The sequence below is a fragment of the Streptomyces misionensis genome, assembly GCF_900104815.1.
GTDB lineage: Bacteria > Actinomycetota > Actinomycetes > Streptomycetales > Streptomycetaceae > Streptomyces > Streptomyces misionensis.
The window spans coordinates 5,505,834-5,529,383 of record NZ_FNTD01000004.1; the positions used below are offsets into that span (position 1 = coordinate 5,505,834).

The following is a 23,550-nucleotide window of genomic DNA, read 5'->3' on the forward strand; positions in this document are numbered from 1 at the left end:
GTCCGACGGGTTATCCTCGAAGTCAGTGAACAACTGTTACTACAACTGTTCACCGAGACTTCACAGAGACCGGAACGCGAGGCATCCCAGAGGGGGGACCCGATTCCCATGCTGTTCCTCGTCGCCGCATTCATGCTGCTCGGTGTGGTGCTGGGCACCGTGGCCCACGCGCCGCTGACCGTCACCGGCGCACTGGCCGCCGTCATCGCCGTCTGGCTCGGCGTCTTCGCCGTCCGCGAGCGCATCGGCCGCCGCCGCCACACCTCGGCCGACTGACCGTCCGACGACCACCATCGGGAGCTGAGCACCATGCAACTCACCGCACCGGCCACGAGCCGCACCGACACCCCGGCCCGCACCCGCACCCGCGACGCCGACGGCATGGCCGTCGCGTCCTTCATCCTCGGCCTGCTCGGCCTGCTCGTGCTGAACCTCTTCCTCGGCCCGGTCGCCATCGTCCTGGCCGCCGTCTCCCTGTGGCGCGGCACCGTCCGCCGGGGCCGTGCCTACCTGGGCCTCGCCCTGGGCGTGGCCGACCTCGCGGTCCTGCTGGCCGCGATACAGATGTCCCACACGGTGTCCTGGAGCCTGTGACGCGGCGGCGGGCGGGCGGCCGCCGCGCCGCCGCGACCCCGCCGCCACGTCCGGCCGCGCCGGGGCGCGCCGGCCGGTCAAAGTAGACTCTGCACACCATGGCTTACCTCGACCACGCCGCGACCACCCCCATGCTCCCGGAGGCGGCAGAGGCTCTGACCGCCCGGTTGGGCAGCACGGGCAACGCCTCCTCCCTGCACGCCTCCGGCCGCCAGGCCCGCCGTACGGTCGAGGAATCCCGCGAGGCCCTCGCGGAAGCGCTCGGCGCCCGCCCCAGCGAGGTCGTCTTCACCTCCGGCGGCACCGAGGCCGACAACCTCGCCGTGAAGGGCCTGTACTGGTCCCGCCGCGCCGGCGACCCCGCCCGCACCCGCGTGCTGTCCAGCCCCGTCGAGCACCACGCCGTCCTCGACGCCGTGCACTGGCTCGGCGAGCACGAGGGCGCCACCGTCGAGTACCTGCCCGTCGACGCCCACGGCCGCGTCCACCCCGAGGCCCTGCGCGAGGCCATCGCCCGCAACCCCGAGGACGTCGCCCTGGCCACCGTGATGTGGGCCAACAACGAGATCGGCACCATCATGCCGATCCGCGAACTGGCCGACGTCGCCGCCGAGTTCGGTGTCCCGCTGCACGCCGACGCGGTCCAGGCCTTCGGGCAGGTCCCGCTGGACTTCGGCGCCTCGGGCCTGGCCGCGATGACCGTCTCGGGCCACAAGATCGGCGGCCCCTACGGGATCGGCGCCCTGCTGCTCGGCCGCGAGCACACCCCGGTCCCCGTGCTGCACGGCGGCGGCCAGGAGCGGCACGTGCGCTCCGGCACCCTGGACGTCCCCGCCATTGCCTCCTTCGCCGTCGCCGGCCGGATCGCCGCGGCGCGCCAGGAGCGGTTCGCGAGTGAAGTCGGCGCGCTGCGCGACCGGTTGGCGGACGCCGTGCGCGCCGCCGTGCCGGACGCGATCCTCGGTGGCGACCCCGCGCCCGGCGGGCGGCTGCCCGCCAACGCGCACTTCACCTTCCCCGGCTGCGAGGGCGACTCCCTGCTGCTCCTGCTGGACGCCCAGGGGATCGAGTGCTCCACCGGCTCCGCCTGCACCGCGGGCGTCGCCCAGCCCAGCCACGTCCTGCTCGCCACCGGGGTGGACCCGGACCTGGCCCGCGGCACCCTGCGCTTCTCGCTCGGCCACACCTCCACCGAGGCGGACGTGACCGCGGTCGCCGAGGCCATCGGCCCGGCGGTGGAACGCGCCCGGGCGGCCGGTCTCACCTGAGCCCCGCGAACCGGCCCCGGAGACACGAAACGACCTACGAGGCGGGTTCCCTTCGCCGGCATGGTCCGGATCAGGTACTGGGGGTCGCCTTCCGGTCTCGCGACCTTCCGGCCTCTCAGCCCGAGCGTCGACGTCGGCACCAGCGGATACCTTGCGGTGTCTCGCTGACGTCGGCTACTCCGCTTGGACTCCCTCACTCGTCCCGTAGGTCTGCGTCCAGAATAAGACCGTACATACCAGACATAAAGGGCCTGGCCCATGATTTTTCCGGGGCCCGGTTCCCGCCGCCCCGTACTCTGGAAGCGTTATGACTGAGACCTCGCAGCGCCCCCTCCGCGTCCTCGCCGCCATGTCCGGCGGGGTGGACTCCGCCGTCGCCGCCGCGCGTGCCGCGGAAGCCGGCCATGACGTCACCGGCGTCCATCTCGCGCTCTCCGCGAACCCCCAGTCCTTCCGCACCGGCGCGCGGGGCTGTTGCACCATCGAGGACTCCCGCGACGCCCGCCGCGCCGCCGACGTCATCGGCATCCCCTTCTACGTCTGGGACCTCGCCGACCGCTTCCGCGAGGACGTCGTGGAGGACTTCGTCGCCGAGTACGAGGCCGGCCGCACCCCCAATCCCTGCCTGCGCTGCAACGAGAAGATCAAGTTCGCAGCGCTGCTCGACAAGGCGCTGGCCCTCGGCTTCGACGCCGTCTGCACCGGCCACTACGCCAAGGTGATCGTCCGCGAGGACGGCTCCCGCGAGCTGCACCGCGCCTCCGACATGGCCAAGGACCAGTCGTACGTCCTCGGCGTGCTGGACGAGAAGCAGCTCGCGCACGCGATGTTCCCGCTCGGCGACACGGTCACCACCAAGGAGGAGATCCGCGCCGAGGCCGAGCGCCGGGGCCTCGCGGTCGCCAAGAAGCCCGACTCGCACGACATCTGCTTCATCGCCGACGGCGACACCCAGGGCTTCCTCGCCCGGCGGCTCGGCAAGGCCGAGGGCGACATCGTGGACGAGTCCGGCACCCGGCTGGGCACGCACGAGGGCGCGTACGGCTTCACGATCGGCCAGCGCAAGGGACTGCGCATCGGCACCCCGGCCCCCGACGGCAAGCCCCGCTACGTCCTCGACATCTCCCCGGTGACCAACACGGTCACCGTCGGCCCGGCCGCCGCCCTGGACGTGGTGGGCCTGACCGCGATCAAGCCCCGCTGGTGCGGCACCGCCCCCACCGGCCCCGGCACCTACACCGCCCAGCTGCGCGCGCACGGCGGCGAGACCGAGGTGCGCGCCGAACCGGTCGACGGCGAACTGCGCGTCACCTTCACCGAACCGGTCCGCGGCGTCGCCCCCGGCCAGGCGATCGTGCTCTACGACGGCACCCGCGTGGTCGGCTCGGCGACGATCGCCTCCACCACCCGGGCGACGGCGGCGGCGTGACCCCACCCGGTCCCTGAGGGCCGTCCGCCCGTCCCGGCGTTCGCGGCGGGCCCGCTGGAGGGGACCGCGGCGGGCGCCGGCTACGACGTGAGGAAGTCGGCCAGGACCGGACCCAGGACGTCCGGTTCGACCATGTGGGTCTGGCCCTCCAGGACCCGGCACTCGCCCCGGGGCACCGCGTCCGCGATGTCCCGGCAGGCCCGGCGCATCCACTCCGGGCTCGCGCCGCCCGCGAGCGCCAGCAGGGGCACGGGGACGGCGGCCAGCCGGTCGCGGGGGAGCAGGCCGTCGGCCATGACGGCGTCGTCGTAGGCGAGGCTCGGCGCGGCCGCCTCCATGCCGGGCCACATGGGGGACTGGCGGGCGCGCTGGATCACCTCCTCGCCGAGCCCGGTGAGCCGCAGGAACAGCTCCACCGCGTCCCCGCGCCGGCCCTCCGCGAGCGCCCGGTTCAGGTTCTCCTTGTAGACGGCCTCCCGCTCGGCGCCGCCCGCCAGATGGTCCGCGTACGGCACCTCGTACACCGCGGCCCGGGTGACCGGCAGGCCGTCCGCCAGCGCGTCCAGCACCAGCGCCCCGCCCGAGGAGACCCCGAACAGCGCCGCCTCGCCGCCCACCGCGGCCAGCAGCGCGGCCAGGTCCTCGACCTCGCGCGCCACCTCGTACGGCTTCGTGTCGCCGCTCGCGCCGCGGCCCCGGCGGTCGTAGACGACGGCCGTCACCCGGCCGGCGAGCCGCTCGGCCAGGGGGGCCAGCGTGCCGCCGGTGGACATCGCGCCGCTCACCAGGATCACCACGGGCCCCTCGCCCGTCACCCGGTACGCGAGAGAGGTGCCGTCGCGGGAAGTCGTCTTGTTGTCCATGTCGGTGCAGACTGCCGCACGACGGCGGGGACGGCGGTCACGACACGTCGACGTCGTAGAAGCAGAGGTGGTCCTTGATCGGCGCGACCTCCGGCTTCGGATCCGGGTAGGCCCAGGCCAGATCGGGCGCGTCCGGCAGCGACCAGTAGGACGCCGTGCCCTTGAACGGGCAGACCGTGTGCGTCCGCGAGGGGGTCAGCAGGTCGAGGCGCACGTCCTCGGCCGGGATGTAGTACCGCACCGGGCAGCCCGTCTCGCGCAGCAGCAGCGGGCGGTCGGTCTCCGCGAGCACCTGGTCGCCGTGCACCACGCGCACGTGCCGCTCGCCGGGTTCGATGGTGATGGTGTGTCCTTCGGCCATACCTGGACAGCGCCGTACGGGCAGGAGTTCTTCCCGCGTACGGTAGAGGCCATGAACATCTGCGTCTTCCTGTCCGCCGCCGACCTCGACGAGCGCTACACCCGTCCCGCCCGCGAGTTCGCGAAACTGATCGGCAAGGGCGGCCACAGCCTGGTGTGGGGCGGCTCCGACGTCGGTCTGATGAAGGTCGTCGCCGACGGCGTGGAGGAGGCCGGCGGCCGCCTGGTGGGCGTGTCCGTGGAGTTCCTGGCCAACAAGACGCGGCCCGGCGCCGACGAGATGGTGATCGCCCCCGACCTCGCCGAGCGCAAGAAGCTGCTCCTGGAGAAGGCCGACGCCGTGGTCATCATGGTGGGCGGCACCGGCACCCTGGACGAGGCCACCGAGATCCTGGAGCTGAAGAAGCACGGCCGCACCCACAAGCCCGTGGTGCTGCTGAACACCGCCGGGTTCTACGACGGCCTGCGCGAGCAGTTCCGCCGCATGGAGGACGAGGGCTTCCTGCCGCGCCCCCTGGCCGACCTGGTGTTCTTCGCCGAGGAGCCGGTCGGGGCGATGGCCTACCTGGAGGAGCAGACGGGCACCCGCTGATGCGAGCATGGCGGGTATGGCTACACATGTGATCACCGGGGCCGGTTCCGGCATCGGCGCGGCCGTCGCCCGCCGCCTGCACGCGCGCGGCGACGAACTCGTCCTGCACGCCCGCGACGCGGGCCGCGCCAAGGACCTGGCCGCCGAGTTCCCCGGCGCCCGCACCCTGGTCGGCGACCTCGCGGAACCGGACCGGCTCTCCTGGGCGTTCTCCCACCAGACCCTGCCCGACCGGGTGGACTCCCTGCTGCACATCGCCGGTGTGGTGGACCTCGGCGGGATCGGCGAGCTGACCCCGAAGTCCTGGCACCACCAGCTCGGCGTCAACCTGGTCGCGCCCGCCGAGCTGACCCGGCTGCTGCTGCCCCAGCTGCGCGCCTCCCGCGGTCACGTCCTCTTCGTCAACTCCGGGGCCGGCCTGAACGCCAACGCCGGCTGGGGCGCCTACGCCGCCTCCAAGCACGGTCTCAAGGCCCTCGCCGACGCGCTGCGCCAGGAGGAGCACGCCGCCGGCGTCCGCGTCACCTCCGTCTACCCCGGCCGCACCGCCAGCCCCATGCAGGCCAAGGTGCACCAGCAGGAGGGCAAGGAGTACGACGCCGGCCAGTGGATCGACCCGGAATCGGTCGCCACGACCATCCTCATGGCCCTCGACCTGCCCCGTGACGCCGAGGTCAACGACCTGACGGTACGCCCGGGCCGCTGACCGGCGCCTACGCATTCCGTAGGCTTCCCCGGTGAGCGAAAACAGCGTGTTCAGGTTCGCCGGGGCCACCGGAGTCGGGTCCATGCCCGGCGGGGACGCCCGGGAGGCCGCCAAGACCGTCACCGGGTCCTTCGAGGACTTCCCGTTTCTGGCCGAGCTGCCCGCCCGGGGCCCCGGCGCCGACATGATCGGCCGCACCGCCGGGATGCTGGTCGAGCTGTACGCGCGCGTGGAACCCAGCGGCTGGCGGCTCGGGGACCGGCCCGGCCGGGACACCCGCCGGGCGTGGTCGTTCCTGCGCGAGGACCTGGACGCCCTCGAGGAGTTCACCCAGGGGTACGAGGGCGATCTGAAGGTGCAGGCGGTCGGGCCCTGGACGCTCGCCGCCGCCCTGGAGCTGCGCGGCGGCGAGGCCGCCCTCTCGGACGCCGGCGCCTGCCGGGACCTCGCCGCCTCCCTCGCCGAGGGACTGCGGCTGCACCTCGCCGAGGTCCGGCGCCGCGTCCCCGGCGCCCGGATCGTGCTCCAGCTCGACGAGCCCTCCCTCACCGCCGTGCTGCGCGGACAGGTCCGCACCGCCAGCGGCTACCGCACCCACCGCGCAGTCGACCGACAGACCGTGGAGGCCACCCTGCGCGAGGTGATCGGCGCCCACCCCGGCGGACCCGTGGCCGTCCACTCCTGCGCCCCCGACGTGCCGTTCGCGCTGCTGCGCCGGGCCGGGGCCGACGCGATCTCCTTCGACTTCGCGCTCCTCACCGAGCGTGACGACGAGGCGATCGGCGAGGCCGTGGAGGGCGGTACCCGCCTGTTCGCCGGTGTCGTGCCGGGCACGGACGGCCCATTGTCAGACCCTGCCGGTAGCGTCATGGGTGTCAGGACGTTGTGGCGCAGGCTGGGGCTGCACCCGGGGCTGCTCGCCGAGGCGGTCACCCTCACCCCGGCGTGCGGTCTCGCGGGCGCTTCCCCCGCCTACGCGCGCCAGGCGCTCGCCCACTGCGTCCGGGCGGCGAGATCCCTCGCGGACAACCCAGAGTAACGGGAGGACAACACGGTGGCCGGCGACAAGCAGGCGGAGACGACGGCGGTGCCCGCAGAGGCCCGCGACAGGCACGCGCAGCTGGCGGAGCAGGTCGAGGAGCACCGCTTCCGGTACTACGTGAAGGACGCTCCCGTCATCAGCGACGCGGAGTTCGACCAGCTCCTGAAGTCCCTGGAGGCCCTGGAGGAGCAGTACCCGGAACTGCGCAGTCCCGACTCGCCCACCCAGAAGGTGGCCGGGTCGTACCAGACGGAGTTCACCGCGGTCGAACACCGCCAGCGCATGCTCTCCCTCGACAACACCTTCAACGACGACGAGCTGGCCGCCTGGGCCGACCGCATCGCCCGTGAACTCGGCGACCAGGAGTACCACTTCCTGTGCGAGCTGAAGGTCGACGGCCTCGCGGTCAACCTCACCTACGAGCACGGCCGCCTCACCCGCGCCGCCACCCGCGGCGACGGCCGCACCGGCGAGGACATCACCCCCAACGTGCGGACCATCGCGGAGATCCCCGACCGGCTGCGCGGCGACGATGTGCCGGACCTGGTGGAGATCCGCGGCGAGGTCTACTTCCCGATGGAGAAGTTCCTCGAACTCAACGAGCGCCTGGTCGCGGCCGGCGACAAGCCCTTCGCCAACCCCCGCAACGCGGCGGCCGGTTCGCTGCGCCAGAAGGACCCCCGCGTCACCGCCACCCGCCCGCTGCACATGGTGGTGCACGGCATCGGCGCCCTGGAGGGGTTCACCGGCATGACCCGCCTCTCCCAGGCGTACGACCTGCTGAAGACGTGGGGCATGCCCACCTCCCCGCACAACCGGGTGGTCGACGGCCTCGACGGCGTGCGGCAGTTCATCGCCTACTACGGCGAGAACCGCCACTCGGTGGAACACGAGATCGACGGCGTCGTCGTCAAGCTGGACGAGCTGCGCCTCCAGGGCCGCCTCGGCTCCACCGCGCGGGCGCCCCGCTGGGCCATCGCCTACAAGTACGCGCCGGAGGAGGTCAACACCAAGCTCATCGACATCAAGGTGGGCGTCGGCCGCACCGGCCGGGTCACGCCGTACGCCCAGGTCGAGCCGGTCACGGTGGCGGGCAGCGAGGTCGAGTTCGCCACCCTGCACAACCAGGAGGTCGTCAAGGCCAAGGGCGTCCTCATCGGGGACACGGTCGTCATCCGCAAGGCCGGTGACGTGATCCCGGAGATCCTCGGCCCGGTGGTCGACCTCAGGGACGGCGGCGAGCGGGAGTTCGTGATGCCGGGCGAGTGCCCCGAGTGCGGCACCCCGCTGCGGCCCATGAAGGAGGGCGACATCGACCTCCGCTGCCCCAACGCCCGTACGTGTCCCGCCCAGTTGCGCGAGCGGGTCTCCTATCTGGCGGGCCGGGAGTGCCTGGACATCGAGCACTTCGGCGAGGTGGCCGCCGCCGCGCTCACCCGCCCGCTGGAGCCGGCCGACCCGCCGCTGGTGGACGAGGGCGACCTGTTCGACCTGACGGTCGAGAAGCTGCTCCCCATCAAGGCGTACGTCCTGGACCAGGACAGCGGACTGCCCAAGCGCGATCCCAAGACGGGCGAGGAGAAGGTCGTCACCGTCTTCGCCAACCAGAAGGGCGAGCCGAAGAAGAACACCCTGGCCCTGCTGGAGAACATCGAGGCGGCCAAGTCCCGCCCGCTCGCCCGGTTCCTGAACGGACTGTCCATCCGGCACGTCGGACCGGTCGCCGCGCAGGCCCTCGCCCGCGAGTTCCGCTCCGTCGACCGAATCGAACAGGCCACCGAAGAGGAGCTGGCGGCCACCGACGGCGTCGGCCCGATCATCGCCGCGGCGGTCAAGGAGTGGTTCGCGGAGGAGTGGCACCGGGAGATCGTGCGCAAGTGGAAGGCCGCGGGCGTCCCGCTGGAGGAGCAGGTCAGCGAGGAGGCGGAGGGTCCGCGTCCGCTGGAGGGGCTCACCGTCGTGGTCACCGGCACCCTGGAGAAGTTCACCCGGGACGGCGCCAAGGAGGCGCTGCAGCGCCGGGGCGCCAAGGTGACCGGCTCGGTCTCCAAGAAGACGTCGTTCGTCGTCGTGGGTGACAACCCGGGCTCGAAGTACGACAAGGCCGTGCAATCGAAGGTGCCGGTGCTCGACGAGGACGGATTCGGCGTCCTGTTGGAGCAGGGTCCCGAGGCCGCGGCCGAAGTGGCGCTTCCGACCGAGGAGTAGCGGTTGAAGGCCACCCGATCGGCGCATACCAGTTGCATACGGGTGGCCCGGGCGCATTCGGGCAACCGCCGACGACCGGTGCCCGTGGAAGCCCTGCGCGGCCTAGTGTTGAGACGTGCACCTGCCGAGCCCGGCGGCGGCCGGGGCATCCCCCTGCCCGCCGCGGGCGCGGCAAGGGTTCTTCGGCGCGAAGCCGCCGATGGTGTCGGACATCGGGCCGCGTGGCGTGGGCACCGCCGGCTGTGAGAGGGACGGGAATGGAACCGACCGAGAGCGTCGCCCCGGACTCACGGCTGCGCCTGCGCCGCCGCGCCGTCGCCTGGCGGGAGATCCTGCGTCCGGGCACCGGCCGCACCCGCCCGCGCGTCCGCCCGGCCGCGGCCGGCGCCGCCCGGCCGCTTCCGCGTCCGCCGCTGACCGTCGAGCCCGTCCCCGGCCTCGGCGCCGGCCAGGAGCCCGGACGCCGGCTGCCCCGGCCCGCGCTGCCCGCCGCCGTCGTCGCCGCCGCGGCCGTCGTCCTGGGCGCCGGCTTCTACGGCGCCTTCAGCGGCCGGCACGCCCTCTTCCCGTCCGGCACCGCCGGCTGGTCGCTGGCCCTGCTCACCGGGATCATCGTCGGCCACCTCGTGATGCTGGGCCGCGCCCGCTGGTGGGGCGGCACCGGCTCGGGCGCCGCCCTCACCCTCGCCGTGCTGCTGCTCTTCGGCTGGGTCAGCGCCGGCATGATCAGCCTCACCGTCGTCGTCCTGGTGGGCATAGCCCGCCGGCAGCGCTGGCGGCAGGGCGTGCTGCACGGCGCGGCGGACCTGCTCGGCATCGCCGTCGGCGCCCTGCTGCTCGCCGCGTTCGGCCGGTTCCCCAGCGTCGAGGCGCCCTGGCGCACGCACAGCTGGAGCGTCGCCACCGTGCCCGAGATCGTCCTGGTCGCCGTCGCCTACCTGGCGGTCAGCCGGGGCCTGCTGTGGTACCTGAACGCCCCGCGCGACGGCGCGCTGCCCACCATCGCCCGTCCCGCGCTGGTCAGACAGGGCCTGGTGGCGGTGGCGCTGCTCGGCATCGCGCCGCTGCTGTGCGTGGTCGCCGACGCCCAGCCGATCCTGCTGCCGCTGTTCGCGATCCCGCTGATCGCCATCGACTCGGCGCTGTGGATGGCCCGCGCGCGGGCCGAGGAGCAGCTGCGCGACCCGCTGACCGGGCTGCCCAACCGGCAGTGGCTCCAGGAGCGGATCTGGACCGCGCTGGACGAGGCGGACCGCCTCGGGGCCCGTTCCGCGCTGATGCTGATCGACCTCGACCGCTTCCGCTCGGTCAACGACACCCTCGGCCATCTCGCCGGTGACCGGCTGCTGTTGCAGATCGCCGAGCGGCTGCGGCTCGCCCTGCCGCGCGGCGCGGAGGCGGCCCGGCTCGGCGGGGACGAGTTCGCCGTCTTACTGCCCGTCGCCGACTCCACCACGTCGGCGATGCGCGTCGCCCGTGGCCTCGTCACCGCGCTCAGCTCCCCGCTCGACCTCGACGGCCTCACCCTCGTCCTGGAGGCCAGCGCCGGGGTCGCCGTCTTCCCGGACCACGCCATGGAGGCGGAGGGGCTGCTGCGGCGGGCCGACGTGGCCATGTACCAGGCGAAGCGGGACCGTACGGGGGTCGAGGTCTACGAGTCCAAGCGGGACTCCAACACCCCCGACCGGCTCGGTCTGCTCGGCGATCTGCGCCGGGCGCTGGACGCGCACGAGGTGCAGCTGCACTACCAGCCCAAGGTCCGCTTCGACGGCCAGGTCGCGGGCCTGGAGGCGCTGGTGCGGTGGGTGCATCCCGAGCGCGGGAAGGTGCCGCCGGACGAGTTCATCGCGATCGCCGAGTCGTCCGGGCTGATGCCCCACCTCACCGAGTACGTGCTGGAGACCGCCCTCGCCCAGGTCGCCCGCTGGCGGGCGCAGGGCCTGCGGGTCCCGGTCGCGGTCAACGTCTCCCCGCGCGACGTCCACACCCCCGGCTTCGCCGGCTCGGTCGCCGCGCGGCTGGCCCGGCACGGGGTCCCGGCGGGCGCGCTGCAACTGGAGATCACCGAGCACGTCCTGCTGGAGGACCCGCAGCGGGCCGCGGACACCCTCGCGGCGCTGACCGGGCACGGCGTGAAGATGTCCCTGGACGACTTCGGCACCGGGTACTCCTCGCTGGTGCACCTGCGCCGGCTGCCGGTCAGCGAGCTGAAGATCGACCGCTCCTTCGTGGCCCGGCTGGCCGTGGACACCGAGGACGCGGAGATCGTGCGCTGCACCGTCGACCTCGCCCACTCCCTGGGCCTGCTCGTCGTCGCCGAGGGCGTGGAGGACGACGAGACCTGGGAACGGCTGCGCGACCTCGGCTGCGACGCGGTACAGGGCTGGCTGGTCGCGGCGGCGATGCCGGCGGACGAGACGACGGGGTGGCTCCGGGCCCGGGAAGCGAGCACGTGCGGCGCCTCGGCCCTTCCTCCGGCCCGCCCCTGACGGCCGGCCCGGCGCCGGTCCCGGGCCCGGCGCGGCCCGCCGCGCGGTTCCCCGCCCCCTCCGCTACTCGTCCCCCGCCTTCGCGAAGCGGTCCACCAGGAGGCGCAGGCGCCGGGCGTGGGCCGGTTCCGGCAGGCGGCCGCTGCGCATGAGTGTCGCCAGGCCGTGCAGCGCGGCCCAGAAGGTCTCCGCCACCAGGCCGGGTTCCTCGTCGGGCGCCGTGACCGGCGTCACGACCGCCAGCAGCTGGCCGAAGGCCTCCTGGAGGGCCGCCGGGGCCTCCGGGGTCGCGAACGGCAGGTCGACCAGGTGGGTGAACATCGCGTCGTAGAGGGCGGGCCGGCGGCGGGCGAAGGACGTGTACGTCTGCGCCACCGCCGCCAGGGCGGCCCGTGTGCCCGGCGCCGCCTCCCGCGCCCGGCGCATCTCCACCGCCAGCTCCGCGCAGCCCTCCACCGCGACCGCCGCCATGATCGCGCCCTTGCCCTTGAAATGGCTGTAGAGGACCGGCTGGCTGTACTCGATCTCGGCGGCCAGCCGGCGTGTGGTCACCGCGTCCCAGCCCTCGGCCTCGGCCAGTTCCCGGGCCGCCGTCACGATCAGCCGCCTGCGCTCCGCTCGTTCGCGCTCCCGGCGCGTCTGGATCGTCATGCCGATGATTCTAGCAATGCTAGTCATTCTGTCGACGCTCTGTTAGCGTCACTCTCAGTCCTAGCGTTGCTAGCAAAAGGGGGAGTCATGACCGTCACCGCCTACGTCCTGGCCGTGCTGCTCGATCTGTTCTGCCTGTTCCTCGGCTACCGCTTCTGGTTCCAGCCCGGCCCCGCCGCCGCCGGCTACGGCGTCCCGGCCGATCCCCGGGGAGACGCCGGCGCCTACCTGTCCGTCAAGGGCCTCAGGGACGGCACCTTCGGCGTGGTGGGCCTGCTCCTGCTCGCCTTCGCCGGGGCACGGGCCGAGGCCTGGTTCATGGTCGGCGTGGCCCTCATCCCGCTCCTGGACACCCGGATAGTCCTGCGCCACCACGGCCCGAAGGCCGTCGCGTTCGGCGTCCACCTCGCCACCGCCGTCGTCGTCCTGGTCAGCGCCGCGCTGCTCTTCGCGGCCTGACCGGCCCCCGGGCGCGCCGGCCGGCACCGTTCGGCGGGCGTGCCCCGGGAAACCGTTTCACGGCCACCCCGCCCGGCCCCATAGGATTGGCCCCAAACCACACACACTCACCCCAGAGGATCGCTGCATGCCTGGCATCACGCGCGAGGAGGTCGCCCACCTCGCCCGGCTGGCGCGTCTGGAGCTGAAGCCCGAAGAGCTCGAACACTTCGCGGGACAGCTGGACGACATCATCGGCGCGGTCGCCCGCGTCAGCGAGGTCGCCGACCAAGACGTACCGCCGACCTCGCACCCGCTCCCGCTGACGAACGTCATGCGGGCGGACGAGGTCCGTCCCTCGCTCACCCCCGAGCAGGCGCTCTCCGGCGCCCCCGCCCAGGAGCAGCAGCGTTTCAAGGTGCCGCAGATCCTGGGGGAGGAGTGACCGCCATGACGGACCACATCATCAAGCTCACGGCCGCACAGATCGCCGAGAAGATCGCCTCCGGCGAACTGACCGCGGTCGAGGTGACCGAGGCCCACCTCGCGCGCATCGACGCCGTCGACGAGAAGGTGCACGCCTTCCTGCACGTCGACCGCGAGGGCGCGCTCGCCCAGGCCCGCGCCGTGGACGAGAAGCGCGCCCGCGGCGAGAAGCTCGGCCCGCTGGCCGGCGTCCCGCTCGCGCTCAAGGACATCTTCACCACCGAGGGCGTGCCCACGACCGTCGGCTCGAAGATCCTCGAAGGCTGGGTCCCGCCGTACGACGCGACCGTGACCAAGCGCCTCAAGGCCGCCGACGTCGTCATCCTCGGCAAGACCAACATGGACGAGTTCGCCATGGGGTCCTCCACCGAGAACAGCGCCTACGGCCCGACCGGCAACCCCTGGGACCTCACCAAGATCCCCGGTGGTTCCGGCGGCGGTTCCTCCGCCGCGCTCGCCGCCTTCCAGGCCCCGCTGGCCATCGGCACCGACACCGGCGGCTCCATCCGCCAGCCGGCCGCCGTCACCGGCACGGTCGGCGTGAAGCCGACCTACGGCGCGGTCTCCCGCTTCGGCATGGTGGCCTTCTCCTCCTCCCTCGACCAGGGCGGCCCCTGCGCGCGCACGGTCCTGGACGCGGCCCTGCTGCACGAGGTCATCGCCGGCCACGACCCGATGGACTCCACCTCCATCGACGCCCCGGTCCCGCCGGTGGTCGAGGCCGCCCGCAACGGCAGCGTGGCGGGCATGCGCGTCGGCGTCGTCAAGCAGTTCCGCGGCGAGGGCTACCAGGCCGGCGTCATCCAGCGCTTCGACGAGTCCGTCGAGCTGCTGAAGGGGCTGGGCGCCGAGATCGTCGAGCTGGACTGCCCGTCCTTCGACCTCGCCCTGTCGGCGTACTACCTGATCGCCCCCTCCGAGTGCTCCTCCAACCTCGCCCGCTTCGACGGCCTGCGCTACGGCCTGCGGACCGGCGACGACGGCTCGCACTCGGCCGAGGAGGTCACCTCCCTGACCCGCGAGGCCGGCTTCGGCCCCGAGGTCAAGCGCCGCATCATGCTCGGCACCTACGCCCTGTCGAGCGGCTACTACGACGCCTACTACGGCTCCGCGCAGAAGGTCCGCACCCTCATCACGCGCGACTTCGAGAAGGCGTTCGAGCAGGTCGACGTGATCGTCTCCCCGACGACCCCGACCACCGCCTTCGCGATCGGCGAGCGCGTCGACGACCCGATGGCGATGTACCTCGCGGACCTGTGCACCATCCCGACCAACCTGGCGGGCAACGCGGCCATGTCCCTGCCCTGCGGTCTCGCCCCGGAGGACAACCTCCCGGTGGGTCTGCAGATCATCGCCCCGGCGATGCAGGACGACCGGCTCTACAAGGTCGGTGCCGCCGTCGAGGCCGCCTTCGTGGAAAAGTGGGGACACCCGCTGCTTGAGGAGGCACCGTCGCTGTGAGCAAGCTGTCCAAGGCCAAGGACTTCAAGAAGTCCAAGTCCGGTACGTACCTGTCCATGGCCACCACCGCGTTCGGCGCGATCGGTGTCACCAAGCAGATCAAGAAGGCCCGCGCCGAGCACGACACGCTGCGGCTGATCGACGCCACGGTCTCCGCCGTCGCGATCGTGACCGGCCTCGCGATCCTCTACCGCGAGCTGAAGCGGCTGGGCGACGACGACGTCCTGCTGGGCTGAGAGGGAAGTTTTCACCGTGACCACCACGACCGACCTGGTGTCGTACGAGGACGCGCTGGCGTCGTACGACCCCGTCATGGGCCTCGAGGTCCATGTCGAACTCGGCACCAAGACCAAGATGTTCTGCGGGTGCTCCACGGAGCTGGGCGCCGAGCCCAACTCGCAGACCTGTCCCGTCTGCCTCGGCCTGCCCGGCGCGCTCCCGGTCGTCAACGCGACCGGCGTCGAGTCGGCCGTGAAGATCGGCCTCGCGCTGAACTGCTCGATCGCCGAATGGTGCCGCTTCGCCCGGAAGAACTACTTCTATCCGGACATGCCGAAGAACTTCCAGACCTCCCAGTACGACGAGCCGATCGCCTTCGACGGCTACCTCGACGTGCAGCTGGAGGACGGCGAGACCTTCCGCGTGGAGATCGAGCGCGCCCACATGGAGGAGGACACCGGCAAGTCGACGCACGTCGGCGGCGCCACCGGCCGTATCCACGGCGCGTCCCACTCCCTGCTGGACTACAACCGCGCCGGCATCCCGCTCATCGAGATCGTCACCAAGCCGATCGTGGGCGCCGGCGAGCGCGCCCCCGAGGTGGCCAAGGCGTACGTCCGTGAGCTGCGCGAGGTCATCCGTGCCCTCGGCGTGTCCGAGGCCCGCATGGAGATGGGCCAGATGCGCTGTGACGTGAACCTGTCGCTGATGCCCAAGGGCGCCGACAAGTTCGGCACGCGCTCGGAGACGAAGAACGTCAACTCGCTGCGCTCGGTGGAGCGCGCGGCCCGCTTCGAGATCATGCGGCACGCGGCCGTGCTGTCCTCCGGCGGCACCATCGTCCAGGAGACCCGCCACTTCCACGAGGACACCGGGTCCACGACCTCGGGCCGCGTGAAGGAGGAGGCCGAGGACTACCGGTACTTCCCGGAGCCCGACCTGGTGCCCGTCGCGCCCTCGCGCGAGTGGGTCGAGCAGATCCGCGCGGCGCTGCCCGAGCTGCCGCTGGCGCGTCGCACCCGGCTGCTGGCCGAGTGGGGCATCTCCGCCACCGACATGCAGGCGATCCTCAACGCCGGCGCGCTGGACCCGATCGTCGCCACCATCGAGGCCGGTGCCGACGCGGCGGCCGCCCGCAAGTGGTGGATGGGCGAACTGGCGCGCAGCGCCAACGAGTCCGGCACGTCGCTGGACGAGCTGGCGATCACCCCGCAGCAGGTGGCCCGGGTCACCGAGCTGGTCGCGAAGGGCGATCTGAACGACAAGCTGGCCCGCCAGGTCATCGAGGGCGTCCTCGCGGGCGAGGGCACCCCGGACGAGGTCGTCGACAAGCGCGGTCTGAAGGTCGTCTCCGACGACTCGGCCCTCGGCACCGCCGTGGACGAGGCCATCGCCGGCAACCCCGGCATCGCGGACAAGATCCGCGGTGGCAAGGTGGCCGCGGCCGGCGCCCTGGTCGGCGCGGTCATGAAGGCCACCCGCGGCCAGGCCGACGCGGCCCGCGTCAAGGAGCTGATCCTGGAGAAGCTCGGCGTCAGCGAGGGCTGAGCCACCGTCCGACCCGTAGGGGGACGTGCCGTGTCCGGCGCGTCCCCCTACGGCATTTCACCCGACTGCTGTGAACAAGCCCACGAACACAGCAAACGATCTCTTCTGCCTGCAAGAGTGGCAAGCGATTGCTCATGCGTTCTTTGCGGGCCGTTCGGTTCACGGACGACTGTTCCCGGTCAAAGATCCCCACATCCCCCCTGGGAGCACGTCCGTGGCAGCCCTCGCGCGCTGGTGCGTCAGGCACCGACTGATCGCCGTCCTGCTGTGGCTGTGCGCCTTCGGCGGCGCCACCGCGGCGGCCTCCGTGGCCGGCACGTCCTACTCGAACGACTACTCCGTCCCCGGCACCGAGTCCGGCCGCGCCGCCCAGCTGCTCCACGAGGGCTTCCCGGGACTCGGCGGCGACAGCGACACCGTCGTCTGGCACACCACCCGCGGCACCGTGCGCGCCGCCGACGTCGAACAGGGCATGACCCGTGCCCTCGACCGGATCGCCGCACTGCCCGGCGTGTCCTCGGTGGACGGCCCCTACAGCGCCCAGGGCGCCGATCAGATCAGCCGGGACGGCCGCACCGCCTACGCCACCGTCACCTTCGCGCAGCAGGCCGAGGACATCGGCAAGTCCGAGGCCGACTCCGTCGTACGGACCGCCAAGGCCGCCGAGGGCGACGGCCTCCAGGTCGAGCTGGGCGGCAGCGCGATCGGGCTCACCGAGGCGCCGAGCGACAAGACCGCCGAGGTGGTCGGCGTGCTCGTCGCCGCCGTCGTCCTCCTCCTCGCCTTCGGCTCCCTCGCCGCCTCCCTGCTGCCCATCGCCACCGCGCTGATCGGCGTCGGCACCGCCCACGCGGGCATCGGGCTGCTCGGCCACGCGATGACGGTCGCCGACTTCGCCCCCATGCTCGGCATGCTCATCGGCCTCGGCGTCGGCATCGACTACGCGCTGTTCATCGTGACCAGGCACCGGCGCGGACTCAAACGCGGGCTCGGCGTCACCGAGGCCGCCACGAACGCCGTCGCCACCACCGGACGAGCCGTCGTCTTCGCGGGCGCCACGGTCTGCATCGCCCTGCTCGGCATGCTGATCCTGCGCCTGAGCTTCCTCAACGGCGTCGCCGTGGCCGCCTGTCTGACCGTCCTGCTCACCGTCGCGGCCTCGGTCACCCTGCTGCCCGCCCTGCTGTCGTTCATCGGCCCGCGCGCCCTCAGCCGCCGCGAACGGCGCCGGCTCGCCACCCAGGGCCCGCGCCCCGAGGTGCCCACCGGCTTCGCCGCCCGCTGGTCCGCGCTGGTGGAGCGGCGCCCCAAACTGCTCGGCTCGCTCGCCGTCGCCGTGATCGCGCTGCTCGCCCTGCCCACCCTCTCGCTCCACCTCGGCACCTCCGACCAGGGCAACGATCCCCGCACCTCCACCACCCGCAAGGCGTACGACCTGCTCGCCGAAGGCTTCGGCCCCGGCGTCAACGGTCCGCTGACCCTCGTCACCCGGGTGGACGGCGCGGCCGACCGGATCGCCCTGGACAACCTCGACACCACCCTGCGCGACACCCCCGGCGTCGCCGCCGCCACCCCGGTCGCCTACGCCACCGGCGGCGAGAGCGCCTACCTCACCGTCGTGCCCGACTCCGCGCCCCAGTCGGCGCGGACCAGCGCCCTCGTGGACCGGCTGCGCGGGCAGGTGCTGCCCGAGGCCGAACGGGGCACCTCCCTCGACATCCAGGTCGGCGGGGTCTCCGCCGGATACGACGACTTCGCCGATGTGATCATCGGCAAGCTGCCGCTGTTCGTCGGCACGGTCATCGGGCTCGGCTGTCTGCTGCTGCTCCTCGCCTTCCGCTCCCTCGGCATCCCGCTGAAGGCCGCCGTGATGAACATCGCCGCCGTCGCCGCCGCGTTCGGTGTCGTCGTCACCGTCTTCCAGTGGGGCTGGGGCAGCGAACTCCTCGGGCTCGGCCGCGAGGGCCCCATCGAACCCTTCCTGCCCGTGATCATGGTCTCGGTGCTCTTCGGGCTCTCCATGGACTACCAGGTCTTCCTGGTCAGCCGGATGTACGAGGAGTGGCTGGAGACCGGCGACAACCGGCGCGCGGTCCGCGTGGGCCTCGCCGAGACCAGCCGGGTGATCAACTCCGCGGCCGTGATCATGATCTCGGTGTTCCTCGCCTTCGTCCTCAGCGGCGACCGGGTGATCGCGATGTTCGGCATCGCCCTGGCCGCCGCCGTGGCCCTCGACGCCTTCGTGCTGCGCACCCTGCTGGTGCCCGCCCTGATGCACCTGCTGGGCGCCGCCAACTGGTGGCTGCCCCGCTGGCTGGACCGCCGGCTGCCGCACATCAGCATCGAGCCGCCCGAGTGCCGGGCCGCGCATGAGAGGCTCGGCCGGGTCCACCTTGACGAACTGCGGGAGGAAGAGCAGCGCGATGTACGCGATATCCCTGGGTGACGGCGCCGAACTGCGCCCGCTTGAGGTCTGGCACGCCGAGGAGGTGCTGGCCAACATCGACCGCGGGCGCGAGTTCATCGGCCGGCACGTCGGCCTGCCCGATGTGGTCGCCGATCTGGACGGCGCCCGCGCCTGGCTGCGGGCGTACGCCGACAAGCGCGCCGCGGACGGCGGCTCCCTGCACGGCATCTGGCAGGACGGCACGCTCGTCGGCGGGCTGCTCTTCCGGGTCTGGGACACGCCGAGCGGGGTGTGCGAGGCGGGCTGCTGGCTGGAGCCCGCGGCGGCCGGACGCGGGCTCGTCACCCGGGGCATGCGGCTGCTGCTCGACTGGGCCTTCGGGGAGCGCGGCATGCACCGGGTCGAGTGGCACGTGGCACCCGGCAACCAGCCCAGCATCAACGTGGCCCGGCGGCTCGGTATGACCCGCGAGGGTGTACTTCGGGAGAACTATCCGCACCACGGCGAGCGCACCAGCACCGAGATCTGGGCGGTACTCGCCCCCGAATGGGCCAAGGCACGCGAGGACACCGGGCAACACGCCCATTGACGATCATTAATGGACCTCTCAGACGGCGTCCGTACGGTGCTGTGCATGGCAACGAAGACATCGGAAGACGCCGCAGTGCGGCACGAGGACGAGACGACGGAGGGGGCCGGCATCGCCGAGCGGGCGGTGGACAGCACGCGGGACGCCTCGGCGGCCACGGCCGGGGGCGCGAGCGAGGAGGCGGCCGACGGCGCCGAGGAGACGGCCGACGGCGCGCACGAGACGGAGAACGGCCCGCGGGACGAGGCCACGGACGCCACATCCCCGTCCGGGGTCGGCCAGGGTGCCGGGGCCGTCGTCTCCGCCGTGCTGGGCCTGGTCTCGCTCAGCGGCGGCTGGGTCGGCACCGTCGCCGGCGCCCGCCAGCAGCTCATCGGCCAGCTGCGGACCTCGTCCACGGCGGGCGTCGCCCAGCAGATCAAGGCGGTCTACGGCGACGCCTGGCACGCCACCGCGCTGTGGGCCGGCTTGTTCGCGCTGGCCGCGCTGATCACCGGCGTGGTGGTGCTCGCCCGGCCCGCGTTCGGCACCTCCGGCCGCCCGCAGGCGCCCTGGATCAAGTCGGTGGCCTGGGCGGGCGTCTCGCTCGGCGTCGTCGGCCTGCTCCTCGCGGTCCTGAAGTACTCGGACGCGCTCCTCGCCCTGCCGTCGGCGAGCTGACCGGCACGAGCCCCAGGGGCCTTAGGGAACCCGTGCACATGTCACCGGTTCCCTGAGGCCCCTTATGCGTGCGGCAGGGCCCGGCGTACGCCCGAAGATGCGGAACTCTCCCGATGCGCCGGACCCGGCCGGGGGCGGAGTGTGGAGGCGTCACCGACCCGCCTCTCGCGAAGGACCCGCCGTGATCGAGATCGAGAACCACGCCCGTATGCACACCGACCAGCTGATGCTGGAGGCCGACCGGCACCGCCTGGCCCGCGCGGCGACCCGGGCCCGGCGCGCGGCGCGCCGCACCGGAAGGCGCGGGCACCATGGCTTCCACCGGCCGGGGGACCGCGCATGACGACGGCACCGCGCGCCCCCGGAGCGACGCGTTCCGCTGTGTCTCCCGCTCCACCCCCCGGCATCGGTACGACGATCACACCGAGCCTGTGGAAAACCGGCGCCCTGATCCCGCGGCCGCGTGCGATGCTCGGGCCCGTGGAAACCAGGTCCGTCAGTCCCGTGTTCGTCGGCCGCACCGAAGAGCTGGGCGTGCTGAACGAAGCGCTCGCCCGTGCCGCCGCGGGCGAGCCGCAGGCCCTGCTGCTCGCCGGTGAGGCCGGCGTGGGCAAGACCCGCCTCGTCGAGGAGTTCGGCGCCGCGGCCGGGCGCCGGGGCGCGATCGTGGCCGTCGGCGGCTGCGTGGAGATCGGCGCCGACGGGCTCCCGTTCGCCCCGTTCTCCGCCGCGCTGCGCACCCTGCGGGACGCACGGCCCGCGGAGTTCGCCGCCGCGGCGGCCGGCCAGGAGGAGGAACTGGCCCGGCTGCTCCCCGAACTGGGCGACAGCGGCGCGGGCCGCCATGACGAACAGGGCATGGCCCGCCTGTTCGAACTCACCGCCCGGCTGCTGGAGCGCATCGCCGCCGCCGACACCGTCGCGCTCGTCCTGGAGGACCTGCACTGGGCCGACGCCTCCACCCGCCACCTGCTCGCCTACCTGGTGCGCACCCTGCGCACCGGCCGGCTCCTCGTCCTCGCCACCTACCGCTCCGACGACATCCACCGCCGCCACCCGCTGCGCCCCCTGCTCGCCGAACTGGACCGGCTGCGCACCGTCCGCCGACTCGAACTGCCCCGCTTCACCCGGGAGGAGGCCGCCCGCCAGCTCGCCGGCATCCTGGCCGCGGAACCCGACCCCGCCCAGGTCGACGCCGTCTTCGCCCGCTCCGACGGCAACGCCTTCTTCATCGAGGAACTCGCCGCGGCCGCCTGCGAGGGCTGCCGCACCGGCCTCACCGACTCCCTGCGCGACCTGCTGCTGGTCCGGGTCGAGGCCCTGCCCGAACCCGCCCAGCGGATCGCCCGGATCGTGGCCGAGGGCGGCTCCACCGTGGAGTACCGGCTGATCGCGGCCGTCGCCGGACTTCCGGAGGACGACCTCATCGAGGCGCTGCGGGCCGCCGTCGGCGCCAACATCCTCACCCCCGCCCCGGACGGCGACGGCTACCGCTTCCGGCACTCCCTGGTCCGCGAGGCCGTCGCCGACGACCTGCTGCCCGGCGAGCGCTCCCGCCTCAACCGCCGCTACGCCGAGGCGCTGGAGGCCGACCCCGCCCTCGTCCCGGCCGACGCCCGCGTACCGCGCCTGGCCGGCTACTGGTACCACGCCCACGATCCCGCCAAGGCCCTGCCCGCCGTCCTCGACGCCTCCGTCCTCGCCCGCCGCCGGCACGCGTACACCGAACAACTGCGCCTGCTGGAGCGGGCGATGGAACTGTGGGACAGCGCGCCCGAGGAGGTGCGCGCCGGTCTGCGCCCCGTCACCGGCGCCGAGGCCTGCGCCCCCTGCGGCGACACCGGCGCCCCGCCGCGCCTGCTCGACCTGATGGCCGAGGCGGCCGTCGCGGGCCGCTTCGGCGGAGAACGCGAGCGCGCCCTGGCGATCACCAAGCGGGCCCTGCGCCTGCTGGAGGACGAGCCGGACCCGCTGTGCGCGGCCTGGTTCTGGATGCAGCGCTCCCGGCTCGTCCAGGCCCTGGCCCGCGGCGACGGCCGGCGGGAACTGGCCACCGCCCAGGACCTGGTGCGCGGCCTGCCCCCGTCCGAGGTGCACGCCGAGGTGCTGGCCCTGGCCGCCAACTGGTCCATGCTGCACCGGCCGGGCCCGGAGGCCTTCGCCGCCGCCGAACAGGCGGTGCAGTACGCGCGGATGGTCGGCGCCCGCGACATAGAACTGCACGCCCGCCTCACCCTGGGCGGACTGCTGGTGGACGCCGGGGAACACGAGGCCGGGCTCACCCAGATGCGGCAGGTCCTCACGGACACCCTCGCCGAGGGCGTGCCCCATGTCGCCGACCGCGCCTATGTGAACCTGCCGTCCGAGCTGATGAGCGTCGGCCGCGACCGTGAGGCCGTCCCCCTGCTGCGCGAGGGCATCACCTTCGCCCGCCGGCACGGACTGCCGGACTCCGAGGCCTGGATGTGGGGCAACCTGTCCGACGCGCTCTACTCGCTCGGACAGTGGCCGGCGGCCGCCGAGGCAGCGGCGCAGGCCACCCGGGCCGGGCACGGCGCCAAACCCGGCGGCGCGGGCGCCCTCAAACTGGCCCAGCTCGCCCTGGCCCGCGGCGACCTCCCCGAGGCGGCACACCAACTCGCCGCCGCCCGCGCCCGCTACGGCACCGACGACCCCATGCCCCAGCAGTCCCTCCCCCTGGCCCGCGTGGCCCTCGCGACCGCCGCGGCGCAGGGCCGCATCGCCGACGCCCGCGCCGAACTGCTCCGGGCCCTGGACACCGGCCTCCCGCCGGGCACACACCGCTACGGCTGGCCGCTGCTGCTGGCCGCCGCCACCGCCGAGGCCGACACCCGTGCCCTGCCGGCCGCCCAGCCGGGCCGCGCCGAACTGCTCGGACGGCTCGCGTCGACCGTGCGTACCCTCACCACCGGCGCCCCCGTGTGGGCGGCCCACGAACACTGGACCCGCGCCGAACTGTGCCGGGCCGACGGCCGGGACACGGTGGACACCTGGGCCCCGGTGGTCGCCGCCTTCGAGTGCCTGGACCGTCCCTACGACCTCGCCCGGGTCCGCCTCCGGCTGGCCGGGGCGCTGCTGGAGGAGGGCGGCGGCGACGAACGCGACCGCGCGCTGGAACTGCTCCGACTGGCCTCGGCGGTGGCCGACCACCTCGATGCCCGCCCCCTCGCCGCCGCCGTCGCCCGGCTCGCCCGCCGGGCCCGCCTGGCCCTGGCCCCCGGCACCGAGCCCGAACCCGCCCCGGCCGACCCGGCAGCGGCCCTGGGCCTCACCAGCCGGGAGCGGGAGGTGCTGCGCCTGGTCGCGGCCGGGCGCACCAACCGGCAGATAGCCGAGGAGCTGTTCATCTCGCCGAAGACCGTCAGCGTCCACGTCTCCAACATCCTCGCCAAGCTCGGGGTGTCCAGCCGCGGGGAGGCGGCGGCACTCGCCCACCGGCTCGGCCTGTTCCCGGCCCGTGCCCAGGACCCGGTGGCGGCGGGACAATGACGACCGGACGCCAGGCAGGGGAGAGAAACC

General features: G+C 73.3%; 22 protein-coding genes. 19 read left to right on the forward strand and 3 right to left on the reverse strand.

Annotation, left to right across the window (positions count from 1 at the left end; genetic code table 11):
- Positions 1-108: 108 nt before the first annotated feature.
- The 4 genes from BLW85_RS38515 (at position 109) to mnmA (ending at position 3,291) form a co-directional block, all read left to right on the forward strand.
- Complete coding sequence (locus BLW85_RS38515) at positions 109-276, forward strand: hypothetical protein (RefSeq protein ID WP_107409190.1); 168 nt, start codon at positions 109-111, stop codon at positions 274-276.
- Between the two features lie 33 nt (positions 277-309).
- Entirely contained in the window at positions 310-594 is a 285-nt protein-coding gene (locus tag BLW85_RS26855) for a DUF4190 domain-containing protein (RefSeq protein WP_074993402.1), read from the forward strand.
- Positions 595-692: 98 nt separating this feature from the next.
- A complete protein-coding gene (locus tag BLW85_RS26860) occupies positions 693-1,862 on the forward strand; it encodes a cysteine desulfurase family protein (protein ID WP_074993404.1) in 1,170 nt (389 codons plus the stop codon).
- 307 nt (positions 1,863-2,169) lie between these two features.
- Positions 2,170-3,291: a tRNA 2-thiouridine(34) synthase MnmA gene (mnmA, locus tag BLW85_RS26865; protein WP_074993406.1), complete on the forward strand. Its 1,122-nt coding sequence runs from the start codon at positions 2,170-2,172 to the stop codon at positions 3,289-3,291.
- 80 nt (positions 3,292-3,371) lie between these two features.
- Here the strand turns inward: mnmA and BLW85_RS26870 are convergent, their stop codons facing one another.
- Positions 3,372-4,154, reverse strand: coding sequence for an alpha/beta fold hydrolase (locus BLW85_RS26870; protein WP_074993409.1), 783 nt, complete (start codon positions 4,152-4,154; stop codon positions 3,372-3,374).
- A 37-nt stretch (positions 4,155-4,191) separates the two neighbouring features.
- Complete coding sequence (locus BLW85_RS26875; RefSeq protein WP_070023074.1) at positions 4,192-4,515, reverse strand: DUF427 domain-containing protein; 324 nt, start codon at positions 4,513-4,515, stop codon at positions 4,192-4,194.
- A gap of 51 nt (positions 4,516-4,566) precedes the next feature.
- On the opposite strand from BLW85_RS26875, the gene BLW85_RS26880 reads away from it, so the two are divergent.
- The 5 genes from BLW85_RS26880 (at position 4,567) to BLW85_RS26900 (ending at position 11,551) form a co-directional block, all read left to right on the forward strand.
- Complete coding sequence (locus BLW85_RS26880; protein WP_070023073.1) at positions 4,567-5,106, forward strand: LOG family protein; 540 nt, start codon at positions 4,567-4,569, stop codon at positions 5,104-5,106.
- A 7-nt stretch (positions 5,107-5,113) separates the two neighbouring features.
- Positions 5,114-5,812 carry an SDR family oxidoreductase gene (locus tag BLW85_RS26885; RefSeq protein WP_074993412.1) on the forward strand — a complete coding sequence of 233 codons (699 nt, stop codon included), beginning with the start codon at positions 5,114-5,116 and terminating at the stop codon, positions 5,810-5,812.
- A gap of 31 nt (positions 5,813-5,843) precedes the next feature.
- The gene (locus BLW85_RS26890) at positions 5,844-6,851 is read left to right on the forward strand and encodes a methionine synthase (protein ID WP_070023071.1); all 1,008 of its coding nucleotides are present in this window, start codon (positions 5,844-5,846) and stop codon (positions 6,849-6,851) included.
- Between the two features lie 15 nt (positions 6,852-6,866).
- On the forward strand, positions 6,867-9,062 hold the full coding sequence (gene ligA / locus BLW85_RS26895; RefSeq protein ID WP_074993415.1) for an NAD-dependent DNA ligase LigA: 2,196 nt from the start codon (positions 6,867-6,869) through the stop codon (positions 9,060-9,062).
- 257 nt (positions 9,063-9,319) lie between these two features.
- Complete coding sequence (locus BLW85_RS26900) at positions 9,320-11,551, forward strand: putative bifunctional diguanylate cyclase/phosphodiesterase (protein WP_074993417.1); 2,232 nt, start codon at positions 9,320-9,322, stop codon at positions 11,549-11,551.
- A gap of 63 nt (positions 11,552-11,614) precedes the next feature.
- Here the strand turns inward: BLW85_RS26900 and BLW85_RS26905 are convergent, their stop codons facing one another.
- Positions 11,615-12,202 (reverse strand): TetR/AcrR family transcriptional regulator, encoded by a 588-nt coding sequence (locus BLW85_RS26905; RefSeq protein ID WP_074993420.1) that lies wholly within the window; start codon positions 12,200-12,202, stop codon positions 11,615-11,617.
- 87 nt (positions 12,203-12,289) lie between these two features.
- Between BLW85_RS26905 and BLW85_RS26910 the strand changes: the two genes are divergently transcribed.
- The 10 genes from BLW85_RS26910 (at position 12,290) to BLW85_RS26950 (ending at position 23,520) form a co-directional block, all read left to right on the forward strand.
- A complete protein-coding gene (locus tag BLW85_RS26910) occupies positions 12,290-12,661 on the forward strand; it encodes a DUF4267 domain-containing protein (protein ID WP_070023067.1) in 372 nt (123 codons plus the stop codon).
- A 127-nt stretch (positions 12,662-12,788) separates the two neighbouring features.
- Positions 12,789-13,085, forward strand: coding sequence for an Asp-tRNA(Asn)/Glu-tRNA(Gln) amidotransferase subunit GatC (gene gatC, locus BLW85_RS26915; RefSeq protein WP_070023066.1), 297 nt, complete (start codon positions 12,789-12,791; stop codon positions 13,083-13,085).
- A 5-nt stretch (positions 13,086-13,090) separates the two neighbouring features.
- On the forward strand, positions 13,091-14,587 hold the full coding sequence (gatA, locus tag BLW85_RS26920) for an Asp-tRNA(Asn)/Glu-tRNA(Gln) amidotransferase subunit GatA (protein ID WP_070023065.1): 1,497 nt from the start codon (positions 13,091-13,093) through the stop codon (positions 14,585-14,587).
- Positions 14,584-14,823 (forward strand): hypothetical protein, encoded by a 240-nt coding sequence (locus BLW85_RS26925; protein ID WP_053662973.1) that lies wholly within the window; start codon positions 14,584-14,586, stop codon positions 14,821-14,823. The genes gatA and BLW85_RS26925 overlap by 4 nt, the downstream gene beginning before the upstream one ends.
- 16 nt (positions 14,824-14,839) lie before the next feature.
- Positions 14,840-16,354 carry an Asp-tRNA(Asn)/Glu-tRNA(Gln) amidotransferase subunit GatB gene (gene gatB, locus BLW85_RS26930; RefSeq protein WP_070023064.1) on the forward strand — a complete coding sequence of 505 codons (1,515 nt, stop codon included), beginning with the start codon at positions 14,840-14,842 and terminating at the stop codon, positions 16,352-16,354.
- 214 nt (positions 16,355-16,568) lie between these two features.
- Positions 16,569-18,800: an MMPL family transporter gene (locus BLW85_RS26935; protein WP_070023063.1), complete on the forward strand. Its 2,232-nt coding sequence runs from the start codon at positions 16,569-16,571 to the stop codon at positions 18,798-18,800.
- Complete coding sequence (locus tag BLW85_RS26940) at positions 18,778-19,350, forward strand: GNAT family N-acetyltransferase (RefSeq protein WP_070023062.1); 573 nt, start codon at positions 18,778-18,780, stop codon at positions 19,348-19,350. Before BLW85_RS26935 ends, BLW85_RS26940 begins: the two co-directional genes overlap by 23 nt.
- A gap of 45 nt (positions 19,351-19,395) precedes the next feature.
- On the forward strand, positions 19,396-20,010 hold the full coding sequence (locus BLW85_RS26945; RefSeq protein ID WP_074996223.1) for a hypothetical protein: 615 nt from the start codon (positions 19,396-19,398) through the stop codon (positions 20,008-20,010).
- A gap of 181 nt (positions 20,011-20,191) precedes the next feature.
- Complete coding sequence (locus BLW85_RS39510; protein ID WP_167381438.1) at positions 20,192-20,353, forward strand: hypothetical protein; 162 nt, start codon at positions 20,192-20,194, stop codon at positions 20,351-20,353.
- A gap of 125 nt (positions 20,354-20,478) precedes the next feature.
- On the forward strand, positions 20,479-23,520 hold the full coding sequence (locus BLW85_RS26950; RefSeq protein ID WP_208624980.1) for a helix-turn-helix transcriptional regulator: 3,042 nt from the start codon (positions 20,479-20,481) through the stop codon (positions 23,518-23,520).
- The last annotated feature ends 30 nt before the right edge of the window (positions 23,521-23,550 follow it).